Here is a 20671-nt window from a genome sequence, read left to right as displayed (position 1 = left end):
AACTCAGAAGTGAAACGATGCATCGCCGATGGTAGTGTGGGGTTTCCCCATGTGAGAGTAGGTCATCGTCAAGATTAAATTCCGAAACCCCAATTGCGAAAGCAGTTGGGGTTTTGTTTTGCGCGTAAAAAAGTCGCGAAATCAAAAAAGGGATGGCCCATTGGGCCATCCCTTTTTTGTGCTCGAGCGCTAATGAGGCTTCAAGGGAACGCCACCACTGGCCGATAACCTTAGGGTCAAGCGATATTCACTTCTCGCCGTTTCCATTCGTAATTGCAGTTCAAGAGAAAACGCTTGATAGGCTATGGCTACTAGCTATCATCTGCGCGCCTTAAAGGGGGCAGTTGATCTTCTGTGTGTATTTGTCTTTTGGCTCTTCTTCTTAATCTGCCTGGAAATCTTCGATGCTGTCGTATCACCAAAAGAGTTTTCTGATCGTCGATGATTTCTCGGATTTCCGCAGTTCCGTCAGGTCCATGCTGCGGGAGCTGGGTGTCAAGGATGTGGACACTGCAGACACTGGCGAACAGGCACTGAAAATGTGTTCGCAGAAGTCCTATGATTTCATCTTGCAGGATTTTCACTTGGGCGATGGCAAGAAGAATGGCCAGCAAGTGCTTGAAGATCTGATGATCGAAAAGCTGATCAGCCATGAAAGCGTGTTTGTCATGGTCACCGCCGAGACCAGCCAGGCCATGGTGCTGAGTGCCCTGGAACACGAGCCCGACGCCTACCTGACCAAACCCTTCAACCGTTCCGGTCTGGCCCAGCGTCTCGAGCGGCTGGAGCAGCGCAAAACCTTGCTCAAGCCGATTCTTCAGGCGCTCGATCGGGGCAAACCGGTTGAAGTGCTCAACGCTTGCATCGCCCTGTGCAAGCAAGACATTCGTTACTCGCCGTTGTGCCTGCGTTACCGTGCCGACGCCCTGCGTGACCTCAATCAGAATGAGGCGCTGGAGCGCCTATACGACAGCATCATTGCCGATCGACCTTTGCCTTGGGCATTCGCCGGGCTTGGCAAGCTACTGTTCAAGCGCGGCCAGGTCGCTCAGGCCAAAGGTGTCTACGAAAAGGCATTGAAGGTGTTCCCGATGATGCCGGCGCTCTACGATGGCATGGCGGATGTACTGGTCGCGGAAGGGGATACCAAGGCCGCCCAGAAAGTATTGGAAGAGGCGATTCGCCTCTCGCCCTTGGCAGTGCGTCGGCAGGCGCAGCTAGGCAAGCTGGCAATGACCAACGAGGATTTTGATACCGCCTCCAAAGCCTATCGCCAGGCTGTTGCTCAAGGTGCGCAATCCCGTTTCAAGGATGCGGAGAGCAACCTCGGACTGGCCCATGCCTTGATCAGCAAAGGCAGCGAAAGAGGTCTGGATACCCGGACCCGTCTGGAGATCAACACAACGCTGAGTGCCGTGGCCAAGGAGAATCCAACCGATCCGGGCCTGCAGATTCGCGCACGGTTGATGAAGGCCACCAGTTTGTTGCTCAACGATGCCGAAACCGCCGACAAGCTCACTGAGCAAGCGATGATGCGCCTCGACGGCATGGAACAGTTCATGAGCGCCGAGGCGGCGCTGCTGGTCGCCAAGCAATTGCAGATGCTTGGACAAGCCGATGCGGGCGCCTCGATGTTGAAAAACTGTGCGGAAATCTACGGGGATGATCCGACGGTCATGAAGGGCATTGCCAAACTCACCGATGACCCGAGCATTCTCAATTTGGGTAACGATGCTGCTGAACTCAATCGTCAGGGCGTGCGCGTGTACAAGACCGGCAATCTGGTAGAGGCCCGACAGGTGTTCCGCAAAGCTCTGGCGTTGCAGCCGAAGAACATCAGTATCGCGCTGAACCTGGCCCAAGCACTGTTGCATGGCACTGATACAAACGTCGCGTCGGCTGAACTTGAAGAATGCCTTACCTGCCTGAAAATGGTGGGTTTGATGCCTGACTCCGACGCACGTTATCCGCGATATCAGAAGCTCAAAAGCAAGGCGTTTGGCGAATGAATAACGACTCGCAATCCCTCGACTTCTCTACGGTGATCGCATCCACCGTGCACGACATGAAGAACTCGTTGGCCATGCTGATGCAGGCCCACAGTCAGTGGCTGACCGGGTTGCCAGAGCCGGCTCGGCATTCGCCGGAACAGGGTGTGATCGAATTCGAGTTTGCTCACCTCAACGGAATGCTCGTGCAGTTACTCGGCCTGTATAAGCTGGGCGTCAATCAGCTGCCCTTGCAGCCCGCCTATCACGAACTGGACGACTTCATCGAGGCGCAGTTGGCGTGTCATCAGGATGTGTTCGTCAGTCGCGGTATCGCCGCGACGTTTGAAGTGGATCCGTTGAGTCCGTTGGGTTTCTTCGACCGTGAGTTGATCGCGTCAGTGCTGTCCAACGCCATAAACAATGCCATTCGTTATGCGCGTCATGCGCTGTTGATCAGTGTCAGCGACGAGGCAGGCCAATTGGTGCTGACTATCAATGATGATGGTGACGGTTACCCTGGCGAGATGATCGAGCGTCAGGCTGATTACGTACAGGGCATCAATCAAAGCAGTGGCAGCACTGGCCTTGGTTTGTATTTTGCCGGTCGGATTGCCGCTTTGCATCAGCGCAACGGTATCGGCGGGCGCACTGAAATCAGCAACGGCGGCCCGTTGGGTGGCGGCGTGTTCAGTATTTATCTGCCCTGATTTTTCCCGCGCGAGCTTTTTGAGGGGCGCTGCTTGATATTCCAAACACGCGAAGCCTATTTTGTACGGGTCGCCGTTCGCGGCTTGCACGATAACAAGGATAGCGTCATGACAACCGATGGCCTGGGTTCACTCGCGCAGCGATTGACGGGGATTGATGAGATTGAATGTGTTACGCCGGATTTGAATGGCGTGCCACGTGGCAAAGTGATGACTGCCGAGGGTTTCCTCGAAGGGCGGCGTTTGCAGTTGGCGCGGGGCGTACTGCTGCAATGCATCATGGGCGGATATCCGCCAGCGCGTTTTTACGGCAGCGATGACGGCGATCTTGCACTGGTGCCGGATCCGATGCAGATTCACCGTTTACCCTGGAGCAGGCAGCCGCGCGCATTTGCCATCTGTGATGCAGATGAACTGAGCGGCGAAAGCTCCAACCTGTCGACTCGCGGCCAACTCAAGGCTGTCATCGCGCGCTACACCGCGCTCGGCCTCGCGCCGGTGGTAGCGACTGAGCTCGAGTTCTTTGTCTTCGCCCCCAATCCTGATCCGACTCAACCTTTCCTGCCGCCAGTGGGCCTGGATGGTCGCCGCGAAGACGGTCATTCGGCGTTCAGTGTCAGTTCCAATAGCGGCTTGCGGCCGTTTTTCAATGAAGTGTATGAGTGCATGGCGGCGCTGGGTTTGCCTCGCGATACGTTCATGCACGAGATGGGTGTCAGCCAGTTCGAGATCAACCTGCTGCACGGTGATCCGCTGTTGTTGGCCGACCAGACATTTCTGTTCAAGCACTTGCTCAAGGAAGTAGCACTCAAGCATGGCTTGACCGTGGTGTGCATGGCCAAACCGCTGGCGCACACGCCGGGCAGTTCGATGCACATTCACCAGAGCATCGTAGACATCGATACCGGGCGGAACGTGTTCAGTGATGACGCCGGGCAACCGACGGCGATCTTCCGGCATTTCATCGCTGGACAGCAGGCTGGAATGGCGGATTTCACGGCATTGTTTGCTCCGAACGTCAATTCGTACCAGCGCTTGTGTCATCCCTTCGCATCGCCGAACAATGCGTGCTGGTCCCATGACAATCGCTCGGCAGGTTTACGCATTCCGGCCAGTTCTTCGGTCGCTCGTCGGGTTGAAAACCGCTTGCCAGGTGCCGACGCCAACCCCTATCTGGCGATTGCCGCGAGCCTTGCAGCGGGGTTGCATGGTATTGAACGACGACTGGAGCCGAGCGAACCGATCCAGGGCGAATTCGACGTGCCGGATAATCTTTCGTTACCGTGTACCTTGCACGCTGCTCTCGAACGTCTGAAGCGTAGTCACTTGGCGAAGGAACTGTTCGGCAAGGAGTTCATCGAAGGCTACATCGCTTCCAAGACCATGGAGCTGACCAGCTTCTATGATGAAATCACGCCCTGGGAGCGACGTGTTCTAGCCGCTCAGGCCTGACGAAATATCGACACCGGGCTATCGTTTGATAGCCCGTTACTCACTGCAAGGAGCCGCTCGGAACGCCGATGCGCCAAATCTGGAAATCCTTTCGAGCGCTGTATTTCGCCTCGCTGATGATGTTGATCGGCTCAGGCTTGTTGAGTACTTACCTGGCGTTGCGCCTGGCTGCCGATAATGTCGACAGCCTTTGGGTGGGTGCGCTGATGGCCGCTAACTATTTCGGCTTGGTGCTGGGCGGCAAGATCGGCCACAGGCTGATCGCCCGGGTCGGGCATATTCGAGCCTATTCCGCCTGCGCCGGGATCGTCGGTGCGGCAGTGCTGGGCCATGGACTGGTCAACTGGCTGCCCGCGTGGCTGTTCCTGCGGGTGATCGTCGGCCTTGGCATGATGTGCCAGTACATGGTCATCGAAAGCTGGCTCAACGAGCAGGCCGAGGCCAAGCAGCGCGGTCTGGTATTCAGCGGTTACATGATCGCTTCCTACCTCGGCTTGGTGCTGGGTCAGCTGATTCTGGTCATGCACCCGGGGCTCGGTCTTGAACTGCTGATGTTGGTCGCCTTGTGCTTCACTTTGTGCCTGGTGCCGGTGGCCCTGACACGACGGATTCACCCTGCGCCTTTGCATCCAGCACCAATGGAGCCACGGTTCTTTCTCAAGCGGGTGCCGCAGTCGCTCAGTACGGTGCTGGGGGCGGGCTTGATCGTTGGCTCGTTCTACGGTCTGGCGCCGCTGTATGCCTCGCAGCAAGGGTTGTCCACCGAGCAGGTGGGTCTGTTCATGGGTAGTTGCATTTTTGCCGGGTTGCTGGTGCAGTGGCCATTGGGCTGGCTATCCGATCGCTATGACCGGGCGCTATTGATTCGTTGTTTTGCGTTCAGCCTGGCGCTGGCCGCCATGCCGCTGGCGATCATGACGCAGGTACCACTGGAGGTGTTGTTCATCGCCGGTTTCCTGTGTTCGCTGGTGCAGTTCTGCCTTTACCCGTTGGCGGTGGCGTTCTCCAACGACCACGTCGAGGGGGATCGCCGGGTCTCGCTGACGGCCATGTTACTGGTGACCTACGGCGTGGGTGCCAGCATTGGGCCGCTGGTGGCTGGTGTGCTGATGAAGTTGTTCGGCAGTCAGATGCTTTATGCGTTCTTCAGTTTCTTTGCGTTGGTACTGGTGTGGCGCATTCGTCCGAAAGCGGTGACCAACTTGCATCAGGTGGACGATGCACCGCTGCATCACGTTGCGATGCCAGACAGTATGTCGAGCTCACCACTGGTGGCTGCACTCGATCCGCGGGTGGACGAACAAGTGGTGCAGGATCAAATGCAGAATCCGCTGCCTTCCGAGCACGATCCAGCGCCTGAACCTGAGCCGGTATCGGATACACCGGCCGATGACGATCCGGATTCGGGCAGGGAGCAAAGCTTCACCGAAGCCAGACCTTAAGCGGCGGGCACAAAAAAACGGGCAGTCACCGCGAGGGACTGCCCGTTTTTATTGATGTGCTGCTATCAGAAATCGTCTTTGTCGAAGCGCCGCGCTTCGCGCTGTAACTGATAGACGAATCGCTCGACCTGACGTTGCACCAGCCCGCTCATGTTATGGAAGCGAACGCCGGCGAATGTCGTGGAGATTCTTTCTTCGAAGTGCAGGTAGCGCAGTTCAACCGGGGCCGTCATTTTGCCGAACGGCAGGGCGGCCGAGAAACGGTCATAAACCTGACCCAGCTGCAGGCTGCCGGTGATGTCGCCGTCAAAACGCAGTTTGCAGCCGGTAGCGGAAATGTCCAGCAGTTTGCCGCTGATGGGCGCCTTGAGTTTTTCGCCGTCCAGGTCGACGTTGACCAGTTGGGCCAGCTTCAACGCCGCGCGGAACGCATTGCGGCGCTGGTGGTAGACCACTTCATCGGGCAGCGTGCCGCGGTAGCAGCGAGCGCCACCGGATTCGTCGATGGTCAGCGGACCATTGCTTTCCCAGGCGATGCGCACGCCCTCGTGAAAGCCTTCGACCTTGAAGGGTTCGCCGGCCAGCAGAAAGCGCTCGCCGTCACGGGGGATCATTTCGTCCAGGGCAATCATGTTGTTTTCACGGTCGATGTCCACCAGATAGCTCTGGAAGCGCTGGGTGCGCTCATGGAACGTGATGATCAGCGGGTCATGACTTTCTTGCAGCTGGCGCAGGTTGCCGGAGATTTCCAGGGGCGTGCTGAGCACCTTGGGTGGCTGCGGAGCATCTTCCGCATTTAAGGCATTGGACACGGTTAATCAATCTCCAGACAAATTTTGACTACGGCTAGCCAGCATTTTGCCAGCATGTATCGCGTCTTGATAGAGCGCGCTCATCGACAGGCTCAAGCCTGACTGAGCGGACGCGGTTTCACAAGCTTGGAAAATGTTCCGCTGGCATCGTAGAGCGCTGGAGGTTCGCCGCCGGTAAGGATTTTCAGCTGGGTGGCCGTGGCGACCTGCTGAACCACGATCGACTGACCGTTGTTGGCATTGGCGGCCTGGCACTGGGACAGAAGGTCGGTGAGGACATCGCTTTGAGCGAGCAACGCTTCGCCAACACTGGATTGGCTGGCGAGTTGCTCCAGACCGCTGCGGTTGGTTGGCAAATTAAGACTGGCAAGAATTTCGCTGCGCTTGCGGCCATGCTGTTCAAGCAAGATGATCAATGCCTGCTTCTGCGCCAGGATGCCTTCGAGCAGGTTCATGTCGCGACCATGCAAGGCAAGGGATTCGGTGCGCAGTAGCTCCAGCAGTTGTTGCGCCGGAGCAAAGTCGTCGGTGATCAGTTGCAGTAAATTAGTGTCGTGCATGGCTGGCCTTGGGTTTTAAGCGTCCAAAAGCCTCGCGCCGGCCGTGGCCTAGCGCTGGGCTTCGAAGTTGAGCAGTTTGCTGGCTACACGGTTGCTGTCGACTTTATAGCTGCCATCGGCAATCGCTGCTTTCAACTCGGCCACCCGGGCTTTGTCGACAGCTGGCTGATCGCGCAGCGTATCAGTGACCTTCTGCAACTGTTGAGCCTCATTGCTGAGATGTACCGATTCCCCGCTCGTGACGGTGCTGGCCTGTTCGGCCGGGGTATTCAGCGGCGTGGATTTGCCGGCATCGGCGGTTTCCTTGGCAACGCTGGTACGTGTACTGCCCGTGAGTGACGAGGAGCTGTTCAAACGGCTGAAATCGATGACCATGATAAAAAACCTCTGGGAATTTGGACGCTTGCCATGTTTTCGGCCATACCCGGAAAAACTTTAGGCTCATTTATCAATGAGCTTGCGCGCGCCAGCGCTTGCCCTGCACAGGGCACAGTTTAGGGAACAGCCTCGGTTAGCGCCACATCTGCACAGGCAGAGCCCCCTACATGGACACCTCGACCTGCCCCGGCGCGATGACTTGCGCCTTGATCACTCGATTTGAATTTAGATTTTTCACCCGGATTTGTTCACTCAAGCCACCGTTGGCCAGTGCTTCGCCGGGCATTCGCACGCTGAGCGTACCACTGCGGGCGGTAATCACCACCTGATCGCCTTTGCGGATGACTTCCGCCTGTTCGATGTGCACCAGGCTGATCACCTGATCATTGACCATTGGTCGGGTCAATCGCTGCCCGATCGCCTGATCCAAAGACGTCAAGTAGCCCTGGCTGAGCAGGCTGACATCGCGCTCACGCAACGTGACGTCCGCGGGTTCGACAATACCGGCGCGGCGCAGGGGCCGGGTGGTGGTCACAACGTCGCGAAACAGGCGAACTTGAGCGGGTACGAAGACGGTCCACGGGGATGTTCCCTCACAGCGGACCTTGACCGTTACACGGCCCAATGGCTTGGCCGGACTCTCCAGAGTGGCTGTCAATTCCTTGTCGCACATTGGCATGCGCAGGCGGGGATCGAGCTGGTTGACCTGGATCTCGTAGCGACCTTCCGTTTGACTGGTAGCCAGATAGTCTTCTACGGTGAACTCAAGAAAGCCCTGAGTGACGCCGATAAGCATGTCAGGCAAGGTAACCGTGTCGGCAAGGGCAGGGCTGCCAGCGTTGAACAGGCAAGCAGCGGCCAGTACACCGAGCCATTGGCGGCAGGGTGTGATCAGGCGTCGGAAAAATGTCGGTTCTGTGTTCATAGAAAGATAAAAAGCAAGCGCCGTGCCGTTTAGTGATGAATGTGCGTCGCAACAACACTTAGCGTTGGTGTAGGAGTCTGGGCATGGCTGGTGTAATGGATTCGGTGAACCAGCGCACGCAACTGGTGGGGCAGAATCGCCTTGAGCTGCTGCTGTTCCGTCTCGACGGCCAGCAGCTGTATGGGATCAACGTGTTCAAGGTTCGGGAGGTGCTGCAATGCCCCCAACTGACGCTGATGCCCAAATCCAGTCCTGTCGTGTGCGGCGTGGCAAATATTCGGGGGGCGACCATTCCGATCCTGGATCTGGCAATGGCGACTGGCTCCGGTGCTTTGAAGGACAAGAACAATCCCTTCGTGATCATCACGGAGTACAACACCAAGACCCAGGGTTTCCTGGTGCGCTCGGTTGAACGCATCGTCAACATGAACTGGGAGGAGATCCATCCGCCACCCAAGGGGACGGGACGCGATCATTACCTGACGGCAGTGACGCGGGTCGACAATCAGTTGGTGGAAATCATCGACGTCGAGAAGGTGCTCGCGGAAGTGGCACCGACACCGGAAGCGATTTCGGCTGGCGTGGTGGATGTCGAAACCCAGCACAAGGCGCTGTCGTTGCGCGTGCTGACGGTCGACGACTCGTCGGTGGCGCGCAAGCAGGTGACGCGTTGCCTGCAGACCGTCGGTGTTGAAGTTGTGGCGTTGAACGACGGTCGGCAAGCGCTGGATTACCTGCGCAAACTGGTCGACGAGGGCAAGAAGCCGGAAGAAGAGTTCCTGATGATGATTTCCGACATCGAGATGCCGGAGATGGACGGGTACACGCTGACGGCGGAGATCCGCAACGACCCTCGCATGCAAAAGCTTCATATCATCCTGCATACTTCGTTGTCCGGTGTGTTCAATCAGGCGATGGTCAAGAAAGTCGGTGCCGATGACTTTCTGGCCAAGTTCCGGCCTGATGACCTGGCATCCCGGGTAGTTGACCGGATCAAAGCAGCAGATATCAGCTAGGGGCGTTCGGCCCCTGGCAGTCAACACGATTTAAGAGGCGGCAGCATTGTCTACGGGTAATTTGGATTTCGAACAGTTCCGGGTATTCCTGGAAAAAGCCTGTGGCATTTTGCTCGGTGAAAACAAGCAGTACCTGGTCTCGAGCCGTCTCAACAAACTGATGGAGCAGCAAGGCATCAAGTCCCTGGGTGAGCTGGTCCAGCGCATCCAGACCCAGCCGCGCAGTGGTTTGCGCGAGATGGTGGTGGACGCGATGACGACCAACGAAACGCTGTGGTTTCGTGACACCTATCCGTTTGAAGTCTTGAAGAACAAGGTGCTGCCCGAGGCGATCAAAGCCAGTCCCGGCCAGCGTCTGCGGATCTGGTCGGCGGCGTGTTCGTCGGGGCAGGAACCGTATTCGCTGTCGATGTCCATCGACGAGTTCGAGCGGGTCAATGCCGGGCAGTTGAGGATGGGCGTGCAGATTGTTGCCACCGATCTTTCCGGCACCATGTTGAACAACTGCAAGACCGGCGAGTACGACAGCCTGGCCATCGGCCGCGGGCTGTCACCGGAGCGTTTACAGCGTTACTTCGATCCGAAAGGGCCGGGACGCTGGGCGATCAAGGCGCCGATCAAGAACCGGGTTGAATTTCGCTCGTTCAACCTGCTCGACAGTTACGCGAGCCTGGGCAAGTTCGACATCGTGTTTTGTCGCAACGTGCTGATCTACTTCTCTGCTGAAGTGAAGAAGGACATCCTGTTGCGCATTCACAGCACCTTGAAGCCGGGTGGCTATCTGTTCCTGGGGGCTTCCGAGGCGCTGAACGGATTGCCGGATCATTACCAGATGGTCCAGTGCAGCCCGGGGATCATTTACCAGGCGAAATGATTGGCTGGCGGTAACGAAAAACGGGAGTCCTCAGGGGCTCCCGTTTTTTTATGCCCGATGATTTCCCGGCAACACCGCTAAATTCTGTGGGAGCGAGCCTGCTCGCGAACGGTGGGTCAGGCAACGCAGATGTCCACTGACAAGACGCCTTCGCGAGCAGGCTCGCTCCCACAAGGGGATCTGCGTTGCTCTTGAGAAAGCGGCAGAAAAGCGGCATTCAGCGGAAACCGGTTGCCGCTTTTCTGGCATTGCCGCCTTGCCACTGCCCGTAAAGCCCCGGTTTACGGGCTTTTTTGAATTGGCATGACGCTTGCTATGTTCATCGTACGAAAAATCAGGTCACCCGAAGGTTTCCCGACATGAGCATCAGCTTCGATAAAGCGCTCGGCATTCACGAAAAGGCTTTGGGCTTCCGCGCCCAGCGTGCCGAAGTCCTGGCCAACAACATCGCCAACGCCGACACCCCGAACTACAAGGCGCGGGATCTGGAGTTCTCGAAAGTGCTCGAGGCCCAGAACGACAAAGCCAGGAACGGCACGTTCGCCTTGAACATGACCAACAGCCGTCATATCGAAGCCGAAGGCCTGGGCAATGGCGACGAGTCGCTGATGTACCGCACGCCGATGCAACCTTCGATCGACCAGAACACCGTGGATGCCCAACTGGAACAATCGAACTACGCGGAAAACTCCGTGAACTTCCAGGCCAGCTTCACCCTGCTCAATAGCAAATTCAAAGGGCTGGTGTCAGCCCTGCGCGGAGAGTAAGCCATGTCTCTATCCAGTGTTTTCAACATTGCCGGTAGCGGCATGAGTGCCCAGACCACTCGCTTGAACACCGTCGCGTCGAACATCGCCAACGCCGAGACCGTTTCGTCGAGCATCGATCAGACCTACCGCGCACGTCACCCGGTGTTCGCCACCATGTTCCAGGGCGGCCAGAGCGGCGGCAGCGATTCACTGTTCCAGAACCAGGATGCCGCCGGTCAAGGCGTGCAGGTGCTCGGCGTAGTCGAAGACCAGAGCAACCTTGACGCACGTTATGAACCGAACCATCCGGCAGCCGATGCCAAAGGTTACGTCTACTACCCGAACGTCAACGTGGTGGAAGAAATGGCCGACATGATTTCCGCGAGCCGTTCTTTCCAGACCAACGCCGAAATGATGAACACCGCCAAAACCATGATGCAGAAGGTCCTGACCCTGGGTCAGTGATAAGGGGCGACTCAGATGAGTGTTAGCGATACCACCAGCGGTATGTCCCTCAACGACATCCTGGCCAACTCCTCGATCAAGACCAACAAGGACACTGATTCCCTGGCGTCAGCGGCCGGCAGCGCCACCGGTAAAAAGGCCCTGGGCAAAGACGCATTCCTGCAGCTGCTGGTGACACAACTGAAAAACCAGAACCCGCTGGAGCCGCAAGGCAACGGCGAGTTCGTGGCGCAGTTGGCGCAGTTCAGCAGCCTTGAAGGCATCACCACACTCAACGATACGGTGAGCGGCATTGCCGGCGCCTTCGGTTCATCCCAGGCACTTCAGGCCTCGTCGCTGGTGGGCCGTTCGGTCATCGCGCCGGGTGACAAGGCTGTGGTCGACACCACCAAGGGAATGACCGGGGCGGTCGTACTGCCACAGTCGGTGGCTCAAGCCGAAGTGAAAATCACCGACAAGGACGGCAAAGTCATTCGCACCATCACCCTGTCCGACCAGAAAGCCGGCAATGCCAGCTTCACATGGGATGGCAAGGACGAAGCAGGCAACGTGGCTCCGGCGGGTACTTACACCTTCGCGGCAACCACCACCATCGATGATCAGGCTGTTGCGCTGATCACCAACCTGCCGGCGACCGTCACCAGTGTGACGCTCAGCCAGACCGGTGGTGAACTGATGCTCAACCTCGCCGGGCTGGGCAGCATTGCCCTGTCCAAAGTGCAAACCATTGGTATATAGAGCCGACTAACCCGGCACAAAGGAGTGGAACATGTCTTTCAACATCGGCCTTAGCGGTCTCTATGCCGCCAACAAGCAACTGGACGTGACCGGCAACAACATCGCCAACGTCGCGACCGTTGGCTTCAAATCGTCCCGTGCGGAATTCGAAGACGTGTACTCGGCCACCAGGCTGGGCACCGGCAGCAAGACCACCGGCAGTGGCGTGCGTCTGGCCAACGTTTCCCAGCAGTTCACCCAGGGCGACATCAACAACACCGGCAACGTGCTGGACATGGGCATCAATGGCTCGGGTTTCTTCGTGCTCAACGACAGCGGCTCGCTGTCCTACACCCGTGCCGGTACCTTCAAGGTCGACAAGGAAGGTTACGTCACCAACACTGACGGCACTGCCCGCTTGCAAGGCTACGGTGTGGACGCCAATGGCAAGATCATCAATGGCGTGCTGACGGACCTGCGCATCGACACGTCCAACCTGGCGCCGAAAACCACCACCAACGTTTCGTCGACGATCAACCTGGACTCCAAGTCCGATGTGATCGACCAAGTGGCCAACCCGTTCGACCCGAGCAAGCCGGGAACCGCTTTCACAAAGCAGTTCACTACCCAGATCTACGATACTCAGGGTAACAAGCACCAGATGGACCAATACATGGTCAAGACGGGGGCCAATACCTGGGATGTCTATACGTTGATCGATGGTCGCAACCCGGACGGCAGCGATCCGATGAACGCGGCTTCGCGTCCGGTCCCTTCGACCATGGCTTTTGACACAAGTGGCAAGCTGGTTTCGGTCACCACGCCGGGCACTCCTCCAGTCGTCAGCCCTGATCTGAAAATCACTGGCTGGATTCCGGGCAAAGTGACCAATGGCGTTTGGGCACCCAACGGCGCAGCCGCCGACCCGGCGGGTGTGACTGTCGCCATGGGCAACACCACGCAGTTCAACGCTGACAGCGCTCGTTCCATTCCTGATCAAAACGGCTACGCCACCGGCCAGATCACCAACCTGACCATCGATGGCAGCGGTGTGATGCTGGCCAACTTCAGCAACTACCAGACCAAGCCGATCGGTCAACTGGCGCTGGCCAGCTTCACCAACGAACAAGGCCTGCAGCCTGTGGGCGGCACCAGTTGGAAGGAAACCTACGCCTCGGGTCAGCCGGGCTACGACGCACCGCAAACCGGTTCCCTCGGTGAGATCCACTCCAACTCCCTTGAAGAGTCGAACGTCAACGTTACCAACGAACTGGTCGACTTGATCAAGGCGCAGAGCAACTACCAGGCGAACGCCAAGACCATCTCTACCCAGAGCACCATCATGCAGACCATCATTCAGATGACCTGATATTGGGTTGAGCTGCACAGGAAGCCCCTCGCGATAGGGGCTTTTTTGTGGCCGTGATTTGTCATGTGTAACCGGCTTTTTGTGTGGTCAGGTCTGGCGCCTTCGCGGGCAGGTCCGCTCCCACAGGTGACCGAGTTGCTTTGGCGAAACGCGATCAACTGTGAGAGCAGGTCTGCCCGCGAAGACGCCATGCCGGCCAGCACTTTAGGCAAGGCAAAAGAAAACCCCCGACAATCCAGAGGACTGATCGGGGGTTTTAGATAAGCGCCTTCAGGCGCCTATCAGCTCAGCTTATTGGCAAGCTTCGCAATCCGGCTCGTCGATGGCGCAAGCCTTCGGTACTGGCGCTGGGCCGGCAGGCGCTGCCAGGACCGAGTCGTCACCGTGGTTGCCGCCGCTGGAAACAGCGTTCAACTTGCCGGTGTTGATGGTCGACTTCTCGGTGCTGGTCGCGGCCAGGGCACGGAGGTAGTAAGTGGTTTTCAGGCCACGGTACCAGGCCATGCGGTAGGTCACGTCCAGTTTCTTGCCCGAAGCGCCAGCGATGTACAGGTTCAGCGATTGAGCCTGGTCGATCCACTTCTGACGACGGCTGGCCGCGTCAACGATCCACTTGGTGTCCACTTCGAAGGCTGTCGCGTAGAGCTCTTTGAGTTCTTGCGGGATACGCTCGATCTGCTGCACCGAACCGTCGTAGTACTTCAGGTCGTTGATCATGACCGAGTCCCACAGGCCGCGAGCCTTCAGGTCGCGAACCAGGTACGGGTTGATCACGGTGAATTCGCCCGACAGGTTCGATTTCACATACAGGTTCTGGTAGGTCGGTTCGATCGACTGCGATACGCCAGTGATGTTGGCGATGGTCGCGGTCGGTGCGATGGCCATGATGTTGGAGTTACGGATACCTTTCTGCACACGGGCCCGCACAGGTGCCCAGTCCAGAGTTTCCTTCAGGTCAACGTCGATGTACTTCTGGCCACGGGCTTCGATCAGGATCTGTTGCGAATCCAGTGGCAGGATGCCTTTGGACCACAGCGAACCCTGGAACGTCTCGTAGGCGCCACGCTCGTCAGCCAGGTCGCAGGACGCCTGGATCGCGAAGTAGCTGACCGCTTCCATGGACGTGTCGGCGAACTGCACGGCAGCATCGGAACCGTAAGGAATGTGCTGCAGGTACAGCGCATCCTGGAAGCCCATGATGCCCAGGCCGACCGGACGGTGCTTGAAGTTGGAGTTCTTCGCTTGCGGCACCGAGTAGTAGTTGATGTCGATCACGTTGTCGAGCATGCGCACGGCGGTGTTGACGGTGCGTTCCAGCTTGGCGGTGTCCAGCTTGCCGTTGACGATGTGGTTCGGCAGGTTGATCGAGCCCAGGTTGCAAACGGCGATCTCGTCCTTGTTGGTGTTCAGGGTGATTTCGGTGCACAGGTTCGAGCTGTGGACCACGCCGACGTGCTGCTGCGGGCTACGCAGGTTGCACGGATCTTTGAAAGTCAGCCATGGGTGGCCGGTTTCAAACAGCATGGACAGCATTTTGCGCCACAGGTCTTTGGCCTGGATGGTCTTGAACAGCTTGACCTTGCCCGGGTACTCGGTCAGGGCTTCGTAGTACTCGTAACGCTCTTCGAAAGCCTTGCCGGTCAGGTCGTGCAGGTCCGGTACTTCGGATGGCGAGAACAGGGTCCACTTGCCGTCATCGAAGACGCGCTTCATGAACAGGTCAGGGATCCAGTTGGCGGTGTTCATGTCGTGGGTACGACGGCGATCATCACCGGTGTTCTTGCGCAGCTCGATGAATTCTTCGATGTCCATGTGCCAGGTTTCCAGGTAGGCACAGACAGCGCCTTTGCGCTTGCCACCCTGGTTAACGGCGACGGCGGTGTCGTTCACCACTTTCAGGAACGGTACAACGCCCTGGGACTTGCCGTTGGTGCCCTTGATGTACGAACCCAGCGCACGAACCGGCGTCCAGTCGTTGCCCAGGCCACCGGCGAATTTCGACAGCATGGCGTTGTCGTGGATCGCGTGGTAGATGCCCGACAGGTCATCCGGCACGGTGGTCAGGTAGCAACTCGACAGCTGTGGACGCAGGGTACCGGCGTTGAACAGGGTCGGAGTCGACGACATGTAGTCGAAGGACGACAGCAGGTTGTAGAACTCGATCGCACGGTCTTCTTTGTGCTTCTCTTCGATCGCCAGGCCCATGGCCACGCGCATGAAGAAGATCTGCGGCAGTTCGAAACGCACGCCATCCTTGTGGATGAAGTAACGGTCGTACAGGGTTTGCAGTCCCAGGTAAGTGAACTGCTGGTCACGCTCGTGGTTGATCGCCTTGCCCAGTTTTTCCAGGTCGAAGGAGGCCAGGACCGGGTTCAGCAATTCGAATTCGATACCCTTGGCGATGTAGGCCGGCAGGGCCTTGGCGTACAGGTCGACCATCTCGTGGTGGGTAGCGCTTTCGGCCACACCGAGGAAGCCCAGGCCTTCGGCACGCAGGGTGTCCATCAGCAGGCGGGCGGTCACGAACGAGTAGTTCGGCTCACGCTCGACCAGGGTGCGGGCGGTCATCACCAGGGCGGTGTTGACGTCGGTCAGGGCCACGCCGTCGTACAGGTTTTTCAGGGTTTCGCGCTGGATCAGGTCGCCGTCGACTTCTTCCAGGCCTTCGCATGCTTCGGTGACGATGGTGTTCAGACGACCCATGTCCAGCGGTGCAAAGGTGCCATCGGCGCGGGTGATGCGGATCGACGGGTGAGCGTTGACGGCTTCTTCGGCCGGCGCGTGGGCCGCGCGTTCTTTGGAACGACCGTCACGGTAGATCACGTAGTCACGAGCGACTTTCTGCTCGCCGGCACGCATCAGGGCCAGTTCGACCTGGTCCTGGATTTCTTCGATGTGGATGGTGCCGCCCGATGGCATGCGACGCTTGAAGGTGGCGGTGACCTGTTCGGTCAGGCGGGCCACGGTGTCGTGGATTCGCGACGAAGCGGCAGCGGTACCGCCTTCAACTGCGAGAAACGCTTTGGTGATGGCGACGGTGATCTTGTCATCGGTGTAAGGAACGACAGTGCCGTTACGCTTGATCACGCGCAGTTGGCCAGGCGCGGTGGCGGACAGATCCGAATTCGAATCGGTAGCCTGCGGCAAGGTGCCCTGCGGGTTCTCGCGAGTTGTGTCGGTTTGCATGGGGGTTGTCTCCACATTCTCTATGTTTGTTTGGGCACCATCACAGTGCCCACCGTTCCGTCCTGAAGCACTACAACCGGCAAGGGCCGGGCATACCAACTTCGGGACAGATCAGGAAGGGGGCTATTGGGCGCCGCTTCCATGCCGAAGTCTTTGGTCTTGCGCCTTGGGCGCAAGACCGGAGTCCTTTGAGGTGACAGTTCAGGACTGCAACACCCGTACCGTTTCCACCCCATCGGGCCGAAATACAGTAGCCACCCGCACTCGCGGTTTGGTCTTTTGAAAATACGCTTGAATCAACCGGACAGAGGCAAGAAAAGCGCTTGAAATTGGTGTCCGGTTTGTGTTTGGTTTTTTGCGCTAAACCCTACATCTAGGGTTTTTTTGGCGCTGGGGTACAAGATAATGCGTTTTGGGGGGCGATTGCAACGTACTACCTGTGGATAAACCTGTGCGTAAATTGTGTGTGAAAGGGCCAATCGGCGTGTAGGCCGCGATGCTGCTGGACCGGACCTTTTTTCATCAATTTTCATCGATCAAAATCGGCCGGGCGGATTTTTAAGGGCGCGAACCCTATCACAAAAAACCGACATGTCCGAACGCATTTACCGGCTTGTGTTCTGCGCGGGCGACGTTTATACAATCGGCCAGCGTGTATGCAATTTTATCCCCCGAATCATTACAAAAAGACGGGCGGATCCTTCCTTATAAAGAGTCATTGGCAAGCAGAGGTCATCCGTGGAGCAAGAAGCCTGGCAGGTATTGATTGTGGAGGACGACCAGCGTCTGGCCGAACTGACTCGCGATTACCTGGAAGCCAATGGCCTGCGTGTGTCGATCGAGGGCAATGGCGCCCTGGCGGCGGCGCGCATCATCAAGGAACAGCCGGACCTGGTGATCCTCGACCTGATGCTCCCCGGTGAAGACGGCCTGAGCATTTGCCGCAAGGTCCGCGACCGCTATGACGGCCCGATCCTGATGCTCACCGCGCGCAGTGACGACACCGACCAGATCCTCGGCCTCGACCTGGGCGCCGACGATTACGTATGCAAACCGGTGCGTCCGCGCCTGCTGCTGGCGCGGATCCAGGCGTTGCTGCGACGCAGTGAAACCCCTGAGCCGGTCCCGGAAAAACAACGGCGTCTGCAATTCGGCCCGTTGGTGGTGGACAACGCCTTGCGCGAAGCCTGGCTCAATGACAATGGTATCGAACTGACCAGCGCCGAGTTCGACTTGCTCTGGCTGCTGGTGGCCAACGCCGGGCGCATTCTGTCCCGGGAAGAAATCTTTACCGCGCTGCGCGGCATCGGCTATGACGGCCAGGACCGCTCCATCGACGTGCGCATCTCGCGCATCCGGCCGAAGATCGGCGACGACCCGGATCATCCACGGCTGATCAAGACCGTGCGTAGCAAAGGTTATTTGTTCGTTCCCGAGGCCTGCGTAGACCCAACCCTGTGAACTCGATCTTCCTGCGTATTTACGGCGGCATGTGCGCCGCGCTGATTCTGGTGGCGGTTCTTGGCGTGCTGGCATTGCAAATGCTCAACCAGGTGCGCAGCGAGCAGTACCGCGAGCGTCTGGCCCACGGCACGTTTTCGCTGATGGCCGACAACCTGCAACCGATGAACCAGACCGAGCGCCACCGGGCGTTGCTGGTGTGGGAGCGCTTGCTGGGGATTCCGCTGGCGCTGAAAACCTTCAACGAAACCGACCTCGACTTGCGTCAACGCACCCGCGTGCTGCATGGCGAAGCGCTGGTGGAGCAGACCGGACCGCATGCGGCGAAGGTTTACCGCCTGGTCAGCGACAAGGAGCAACTGATCCTTACCGGGGAAGTGCAGCAAATCAGTGAGCAACTGGCGCGGGCGACCATTTACCTGTTGGCCGACGAACTGGTGCGCTACCCGGTAGGCGAGCAACCGGTGCGGCTGGCGCAGTTGAAACAGGACAAAGGGTTCGGTTTTGACTTGCGTCTGGTGACGGTCGAAGACGCTGACATGGACGAAGACCAGAGCCGCCGCGTGTCTGAAGGTGACACGGTGATGGCGCTGGGCAAGGGCGGCGATTCGATCCGGGTGTTTGCCGGTATGGTCGGCACACCGTGGGTGCTGGAAATCGGCCCGCTGTATCAGATGAATCCTTATCCGCCGGAGTGGCTGGTGCTGATTGCGGCACTGGGCCTGACCTTGATCGGTTTGATCGTCTACCTGCTGGTGCGTCAGCTCGAGCGGCGCCTGCGTGGCCTGGAAGCGGCGGCCACGCGCATTGCCAAGGGCAGTCTGGAAACCCGCGTATCGGCGCGCGGCGCGGACTCGGTCGGGCGACTGGCTTCGGCCTTCAACGGCATGGCCGAGCACTTGCAGCAACTGCTGGCGATCCAGCGTGAACTGGTGCGCGCGGTGTCCCACGAGCTGCGTACACCGGTGGCGCGACTGCGGTTTGGCCTGGAGATGATCGGCTCGGCCACGACGCCGCAAGCCCTGGAAAAGTACTGCGAGGGCATGGACCACGACATCGAGGACCTTGATCGCCTGGTGGATGAAATGCTCACGTATGCGCGACTGGAGCAGGGATCGCCGGCGCTGAATTTTCAGCGCATCGATCTGGATGCTTTGGTCAATCAGGTGATCGAGGAACTGGCGCCGTTGCGCGCCGATGTTACGGTGCAACGCGGGTTGTGCCTGTCGGCGGCCGATAACGACGACGCCTGGGTCGAGGCCGAACCGCGTTACCTGCACCGGGCGATCCAGAATCTGGTGAGCAACGCCATGCGCCACGCGCAGTCACGGGTGACCATCAGTTATCAGGTGGGGCAGCAGCGCTGTCGGGTGGATGTCGAGGATGACGGGCCGGGCGTCCCGGAAATCGCCTGGGAGAAAATTTTCACCCCGTTCCTGCGCCTCGACGACAGTCGCACCCGGGCATCGGGCGGGCATGGCTTGGGCTTGTCGATTGTGCGGCGGATTATCCATTGGCATGACGGACGGGCGTTGATCGGCAAGAGCAAAAGCCTGGGCGGGGCTTGTTTCAGCTTGAGTTGGCCGAGGAATCAGGAGCAGCGTTGAGAGGTGTGCTGGCGCTGGCGGCTTCAAGCCTTGATGCTGACAAGACTCAACAACTGCCCATCCCGCACTCCGAACTGCGCGTCGAGCTCCGTACCGTTACGCCACTCGCTGGACAAATCCGTCAACAACCGCAACCGCACGGCACCGGTGTCGGTCCATTCCAGCACTTCGGCGTGTTCAAAATAAAAGCGCTTTTGAACGATCGGGTAGAGCGCCTTGAACAGGCTTTCCTTCACCGAAAAGGTCAGGGTTACCCACAACGCCAATTGATCGCGTCGGCCGGTGGCCATGCGCTGCAGTTCGGGGGCGGTGAGGATTTCTCCGGCCAGACGTTCGGCGCGTTCGGCGTTGAGCAGGTTCTCCAGGTCCATGCCCAACCCGCGCCAATGGCTTTTTTTCGCGACGATGGCCGCTGCCTGACCGGTGCTGTGGGTGATCGAACCGGTGATGTGCGCCGGCCAGACGGGCGCCCGGTCTTCGCCGATGGCCGGACTGAAGCTCAGACCTTCGAGTTGTTGCAGGGCGGCGCGGGCGCAGATTCGCCCGGCGAGAAACTCTGCCTGCCGCTTGGCGACGGAGCGCTGAATACTCGCTGGCACCTCGATGGCATTGCGCTGGAAGTCATCGCCAAGCAGTTGTGCAGGATCGAAGTGGGTACTCAGCAGCACCGTATCGGGCAGCGCAATCGGTAGCGGCCATTGGGCATCAAGGTCGGAGCAGCAGGCGGGCAGGGCAGGGACGGAATTCATGGCGGACATTTTGCCGGGTTGAGCTGCGGCTGGGTAGTGCAAAAGGGCTTTTGTGGCGAGGGGGCTTGATGGCGGCTTGGCCGGGGCTGCTCAGGGCCAGCAAGAGAACAACGAGAAACATGCGCAGGGGCGAATCTCCTGTTGAAACGTGCCGAAACAGTCAGGTCGAGTGGGTTCAGCTCAGGTTCAGAGAGCGTTCAGGGGGAGTTCA

The 20671-nt window shown here is 58.5% G+C and carries 18 protein-coding genes and 1 rRNA gene; 13 read left to right on the top strand and 6 right to left on the bottom strand.

Translation table 11 applies throughout. The annotated features are described in order from the left end of the window. The 5 genes from rrf to BVK86_RS24645 all read left to right on the top strand — a co-directional run. A 5S ribosomal RNA gene (rrf, locus tag BVK86_RS30620) occupies window positions 1-74 on the top strand; the annotation flags it as partial. Window positions 75-404: 330 nt separating this feature from the next. Continuing rightward, entirely contained in the window at window positions 405-2009 is a 1605-nt protein-coding gene (locus tag BVK86_RS24660) for a tetratricopeptide repeat-containing response regulator (RefSeq protein ID WP_075948868.1), read from the top strand. Continuing rightward, the gene (locus BVK86_RS24655; protein WP_075948867.1) at window positions 2006-2698 is read left to right on the top strand and encodes a sensor histidine kinase; all 693 of its coding nucleotides are present in this window, start codon (window positions 2006-2008) and stop codon (window positions 2696-2698) included. Before BVK86_RS24660 ends, BVK86_RS24655 begins: the two co-directional genes overlap by 4 nt. Window positions 2699-2908: 210 nt before the next feature. Then, window positions 2909-4150 (top strand): glutamine synthetase family protein, encoded by a 1242-nt coding sequence (locus BVK86_RS24650; RefSeq protein WP_173668880.1) that lies wholly within the window; start codon window positions 2909-2911, stop codon window positions 4148-4150. Between the two features lie 68 nt (window positions 4151-4218). Next, window positions 4219-5592 carry an MFS transporter gene (locus tag BVK86_RS24645; RefSeq protein ID WP_075948865.1) on the top strand — a complete coding sequence of 458 codons (1374 nt, stop codon included), beginning with the start codon at window positions 4219-4221 and terminating at the stop codon, window positions 5590-5592. A 65-nt stretch (window positions 5593-5657) separates the two neighbouring features. Here the strand turns inward: BVK86_RS24645 and BVK86_RS24640 are convergent, their stop codons facing one another. The 4 genes from BVK86_RS24640 to flgA form a co-directional block, all read right to left on the bottom strand. Next, a complete protein-coding gene (locus BVK86_RS24640) occupies window positions 5658-6404 on the bottom strand; it encodes a flagellar brake protein (protein WP_075948864.1) in 747 nt (248 codons plus the stop codon). A gap of 92 nt (window positions 6405-6496) precedes the next feature. After that, window positions 6497-6964, bottom strand: coding sequence for a flagella synthesis protein FlgN (locus BVK86_RS24635; RefSeq protein WP_075948863.1), 468 nt, complete (start codon window positions 6962-6964; stop codon window positions 6497-6499). A gap of 48 nt (window positions 6965-7012) precedes the next feature. Further along, window positions 7013-7339, bottom strand: coding sequence for a flagellar biosynthesis anti-sigma factor FlgM (flgM, locus tag BVK86_RS24630; RefSeq protein WP_075948862.1), 327 nt, complete (start codon window positions 7337-7339; stop codon window positions 7013-7015). A gap of 166 nt (window positions 7340-7505) precedes the next feature. Continuing rightward, window positions 7506-8267, bottom strand: coding sequence for a flagellar basal body P-ring formation chaperone FlgA (gene flgA, locus BVK86_RS24625; RefSeq protein WP_083659351.1), 762 nt, complete (start codon window positions 8265-8267; stop codon window positions 7506-7508). 83 nt (window positions 8268-8350) lie between these two features. On the opposite strand from flgA, the gene BVK86_RS24620 reads away from it, so the two are divergent. The 6 genes from BVK86_RS24620 to flgE all read left to right on the top strand — a co-directional run bounded on the left by BVK86_RS24620 (window position 8351) and on the right by flgE (window position 13457). Continuing rightward, complete coding sequence (locus tag BVK86_RS24620) at window positions 8351-9283, top strand: chemotaxis protein CheV (RefSeq protein WP_075948861.1); 933 nt, start codon at window positions 8351-8353, stop codon at window positions 9281-9283. A 46-nt stretch (window positions 9284-9329) separates the two neighbouring features. After that, complete coding sequence (gene cheR / locus BVK86_RS24615; RefSeq protein WP_075948860.1) at window positions 9330-10157, top strand: protein-glutamate O-methyltransferase CheR; 828 nt, start codon at window positions 9330-9332, stop codon at window positions 10155-10157. 359 nt (window positions 10158-10516) lie between these two features. Continuing rightward, complete coding sequence (flgB, locus tag BVK86_RS24610) at window positions 10517-10924, top strand: flagellar basal body rod protein FlgB (RefSeq protein WP_075948859.1); 408 nt, start codon at window positions 10517-10519, stop codon at window positions 10922-10924. A 3-nt stretch (window positions 10925-10927) separates the two neighbouring features. Continuing rightward, window positions 10928-11371: a flagellar basal body rod protein FlgC gene (gene flgC / locus BVK86_RS24605; protein ID WP_010457154.1), complete on the top strand. Its 444-nt coding sequence runs from the start codon at window positions 10928-10930 to the stop codon at window positions 11369-11371. A gap of 15 nt (window positions 11372-11386) precedes the next feature. Then, on the top strand, window positions 11387-12109 hold the full coding sequence (gene flgD, locus BVK86_RS24600; protein ID WP_075948858.1) for a flagellar hook assembly protein FlgD: 723 nt from the start codon (window positions 11387-11389) through the stop codon (window positions 12107-12109). 31 nt (window positions 12110-12140) lie between these two features. Continuing rightward, window positions 12141-13457 (top strand): flagellar hook protein FlgE, encoded by a 1317-nt coding sequence (gene flgE / locus BVK86_RS24595; protein WP_075948857.1) that lies wholly within the window; start codon window positions 12141-12143, stop codon window positions 13455-13457. A 291-nt stretch (window positions 13458-13748) separates the two neighbouring features. Here flgE and BVK86_RS24590 read toward each other — a convergent pair whose 3' ends face one another. After that, window positions 13749-16643 carry a ribonucleoside-diphosphate reductase subunit alpha gene (locus BVK86_RS24590; RefSeq protein ID WP_075948856.1) on the bottom strand — a complete coding sequence of 965 codons (2895 nt, stop codon included), beginning with the start codon at window positions 16641-16643 and terminating at the stop codon, window positions 13749-13751. A 738-nt stretch (window positions 16644-17381) separates the two neighbouring features. Here BVK86_RS24590 and BVK86_RS24585 point away from each other — a divergent pair. Together BVK86_RS24585 and BVK86_RS24580 are read left to right on the top strand one after the other, a co-directional pair. Beyond that, a complete protein-coding gene (locus BVK86_RS24585) occupies window positions 17382-18104 on the top strand; it encodes a response regulator (RefSeq protein ID WP_075948855.1) in 723 nt (240 codons plus the stop codon). Beyond that, the gene (locus tag BVK86_RS24580) at window positions 18101-19711 is read left to right on the top strand and encodes an ATP-binding protein (protein WP_075948854.1); all 1611 of its coding nucleotides are present in this window, start codon (window positions 18101-18103) and stop codon (window positions 19709-19711) included. The genes BVK86_RS24585 and BVK86_RS24580 overlap by 4 nt, the downstream gene beginning before the upstream one ends. A 23-nt stretch (window positions 19712-19734) precedes the next feature. Here BVK86_RS24580 and BVK86_RS24575 read toward each other — a convergent pair whose 3' ends face one another. Then, window positions 19735-20460 (bottom strand): 4'-phosphopantetheinyl transferase family protein, encoded by a 726-nt coding sequence (locus BVK86_RS24575; protein ID WP_197678080.1) that lies wholly within the window; start codon window positions 20458-20460, stop codon window positions 19735-19737. Window positions 20461-20671 lie beyond the last annotated feature (211 nt).

Origin of the sequence: Pseudomonas reinekei, assembly GCF_001945365.1 — a bacterium.
Lineage (GTDB): Bacteria > Pseudomonadota > Gammaproteobacteria > Pseudomonadales > Pseudomonadaceae > Aquipseudomonas > Aquipseudomonas reinekei.
Note: the sequence above shows the minus strand (reverse complement) of the source record. Positions and strands in the feature narration are given on the sequence as shown.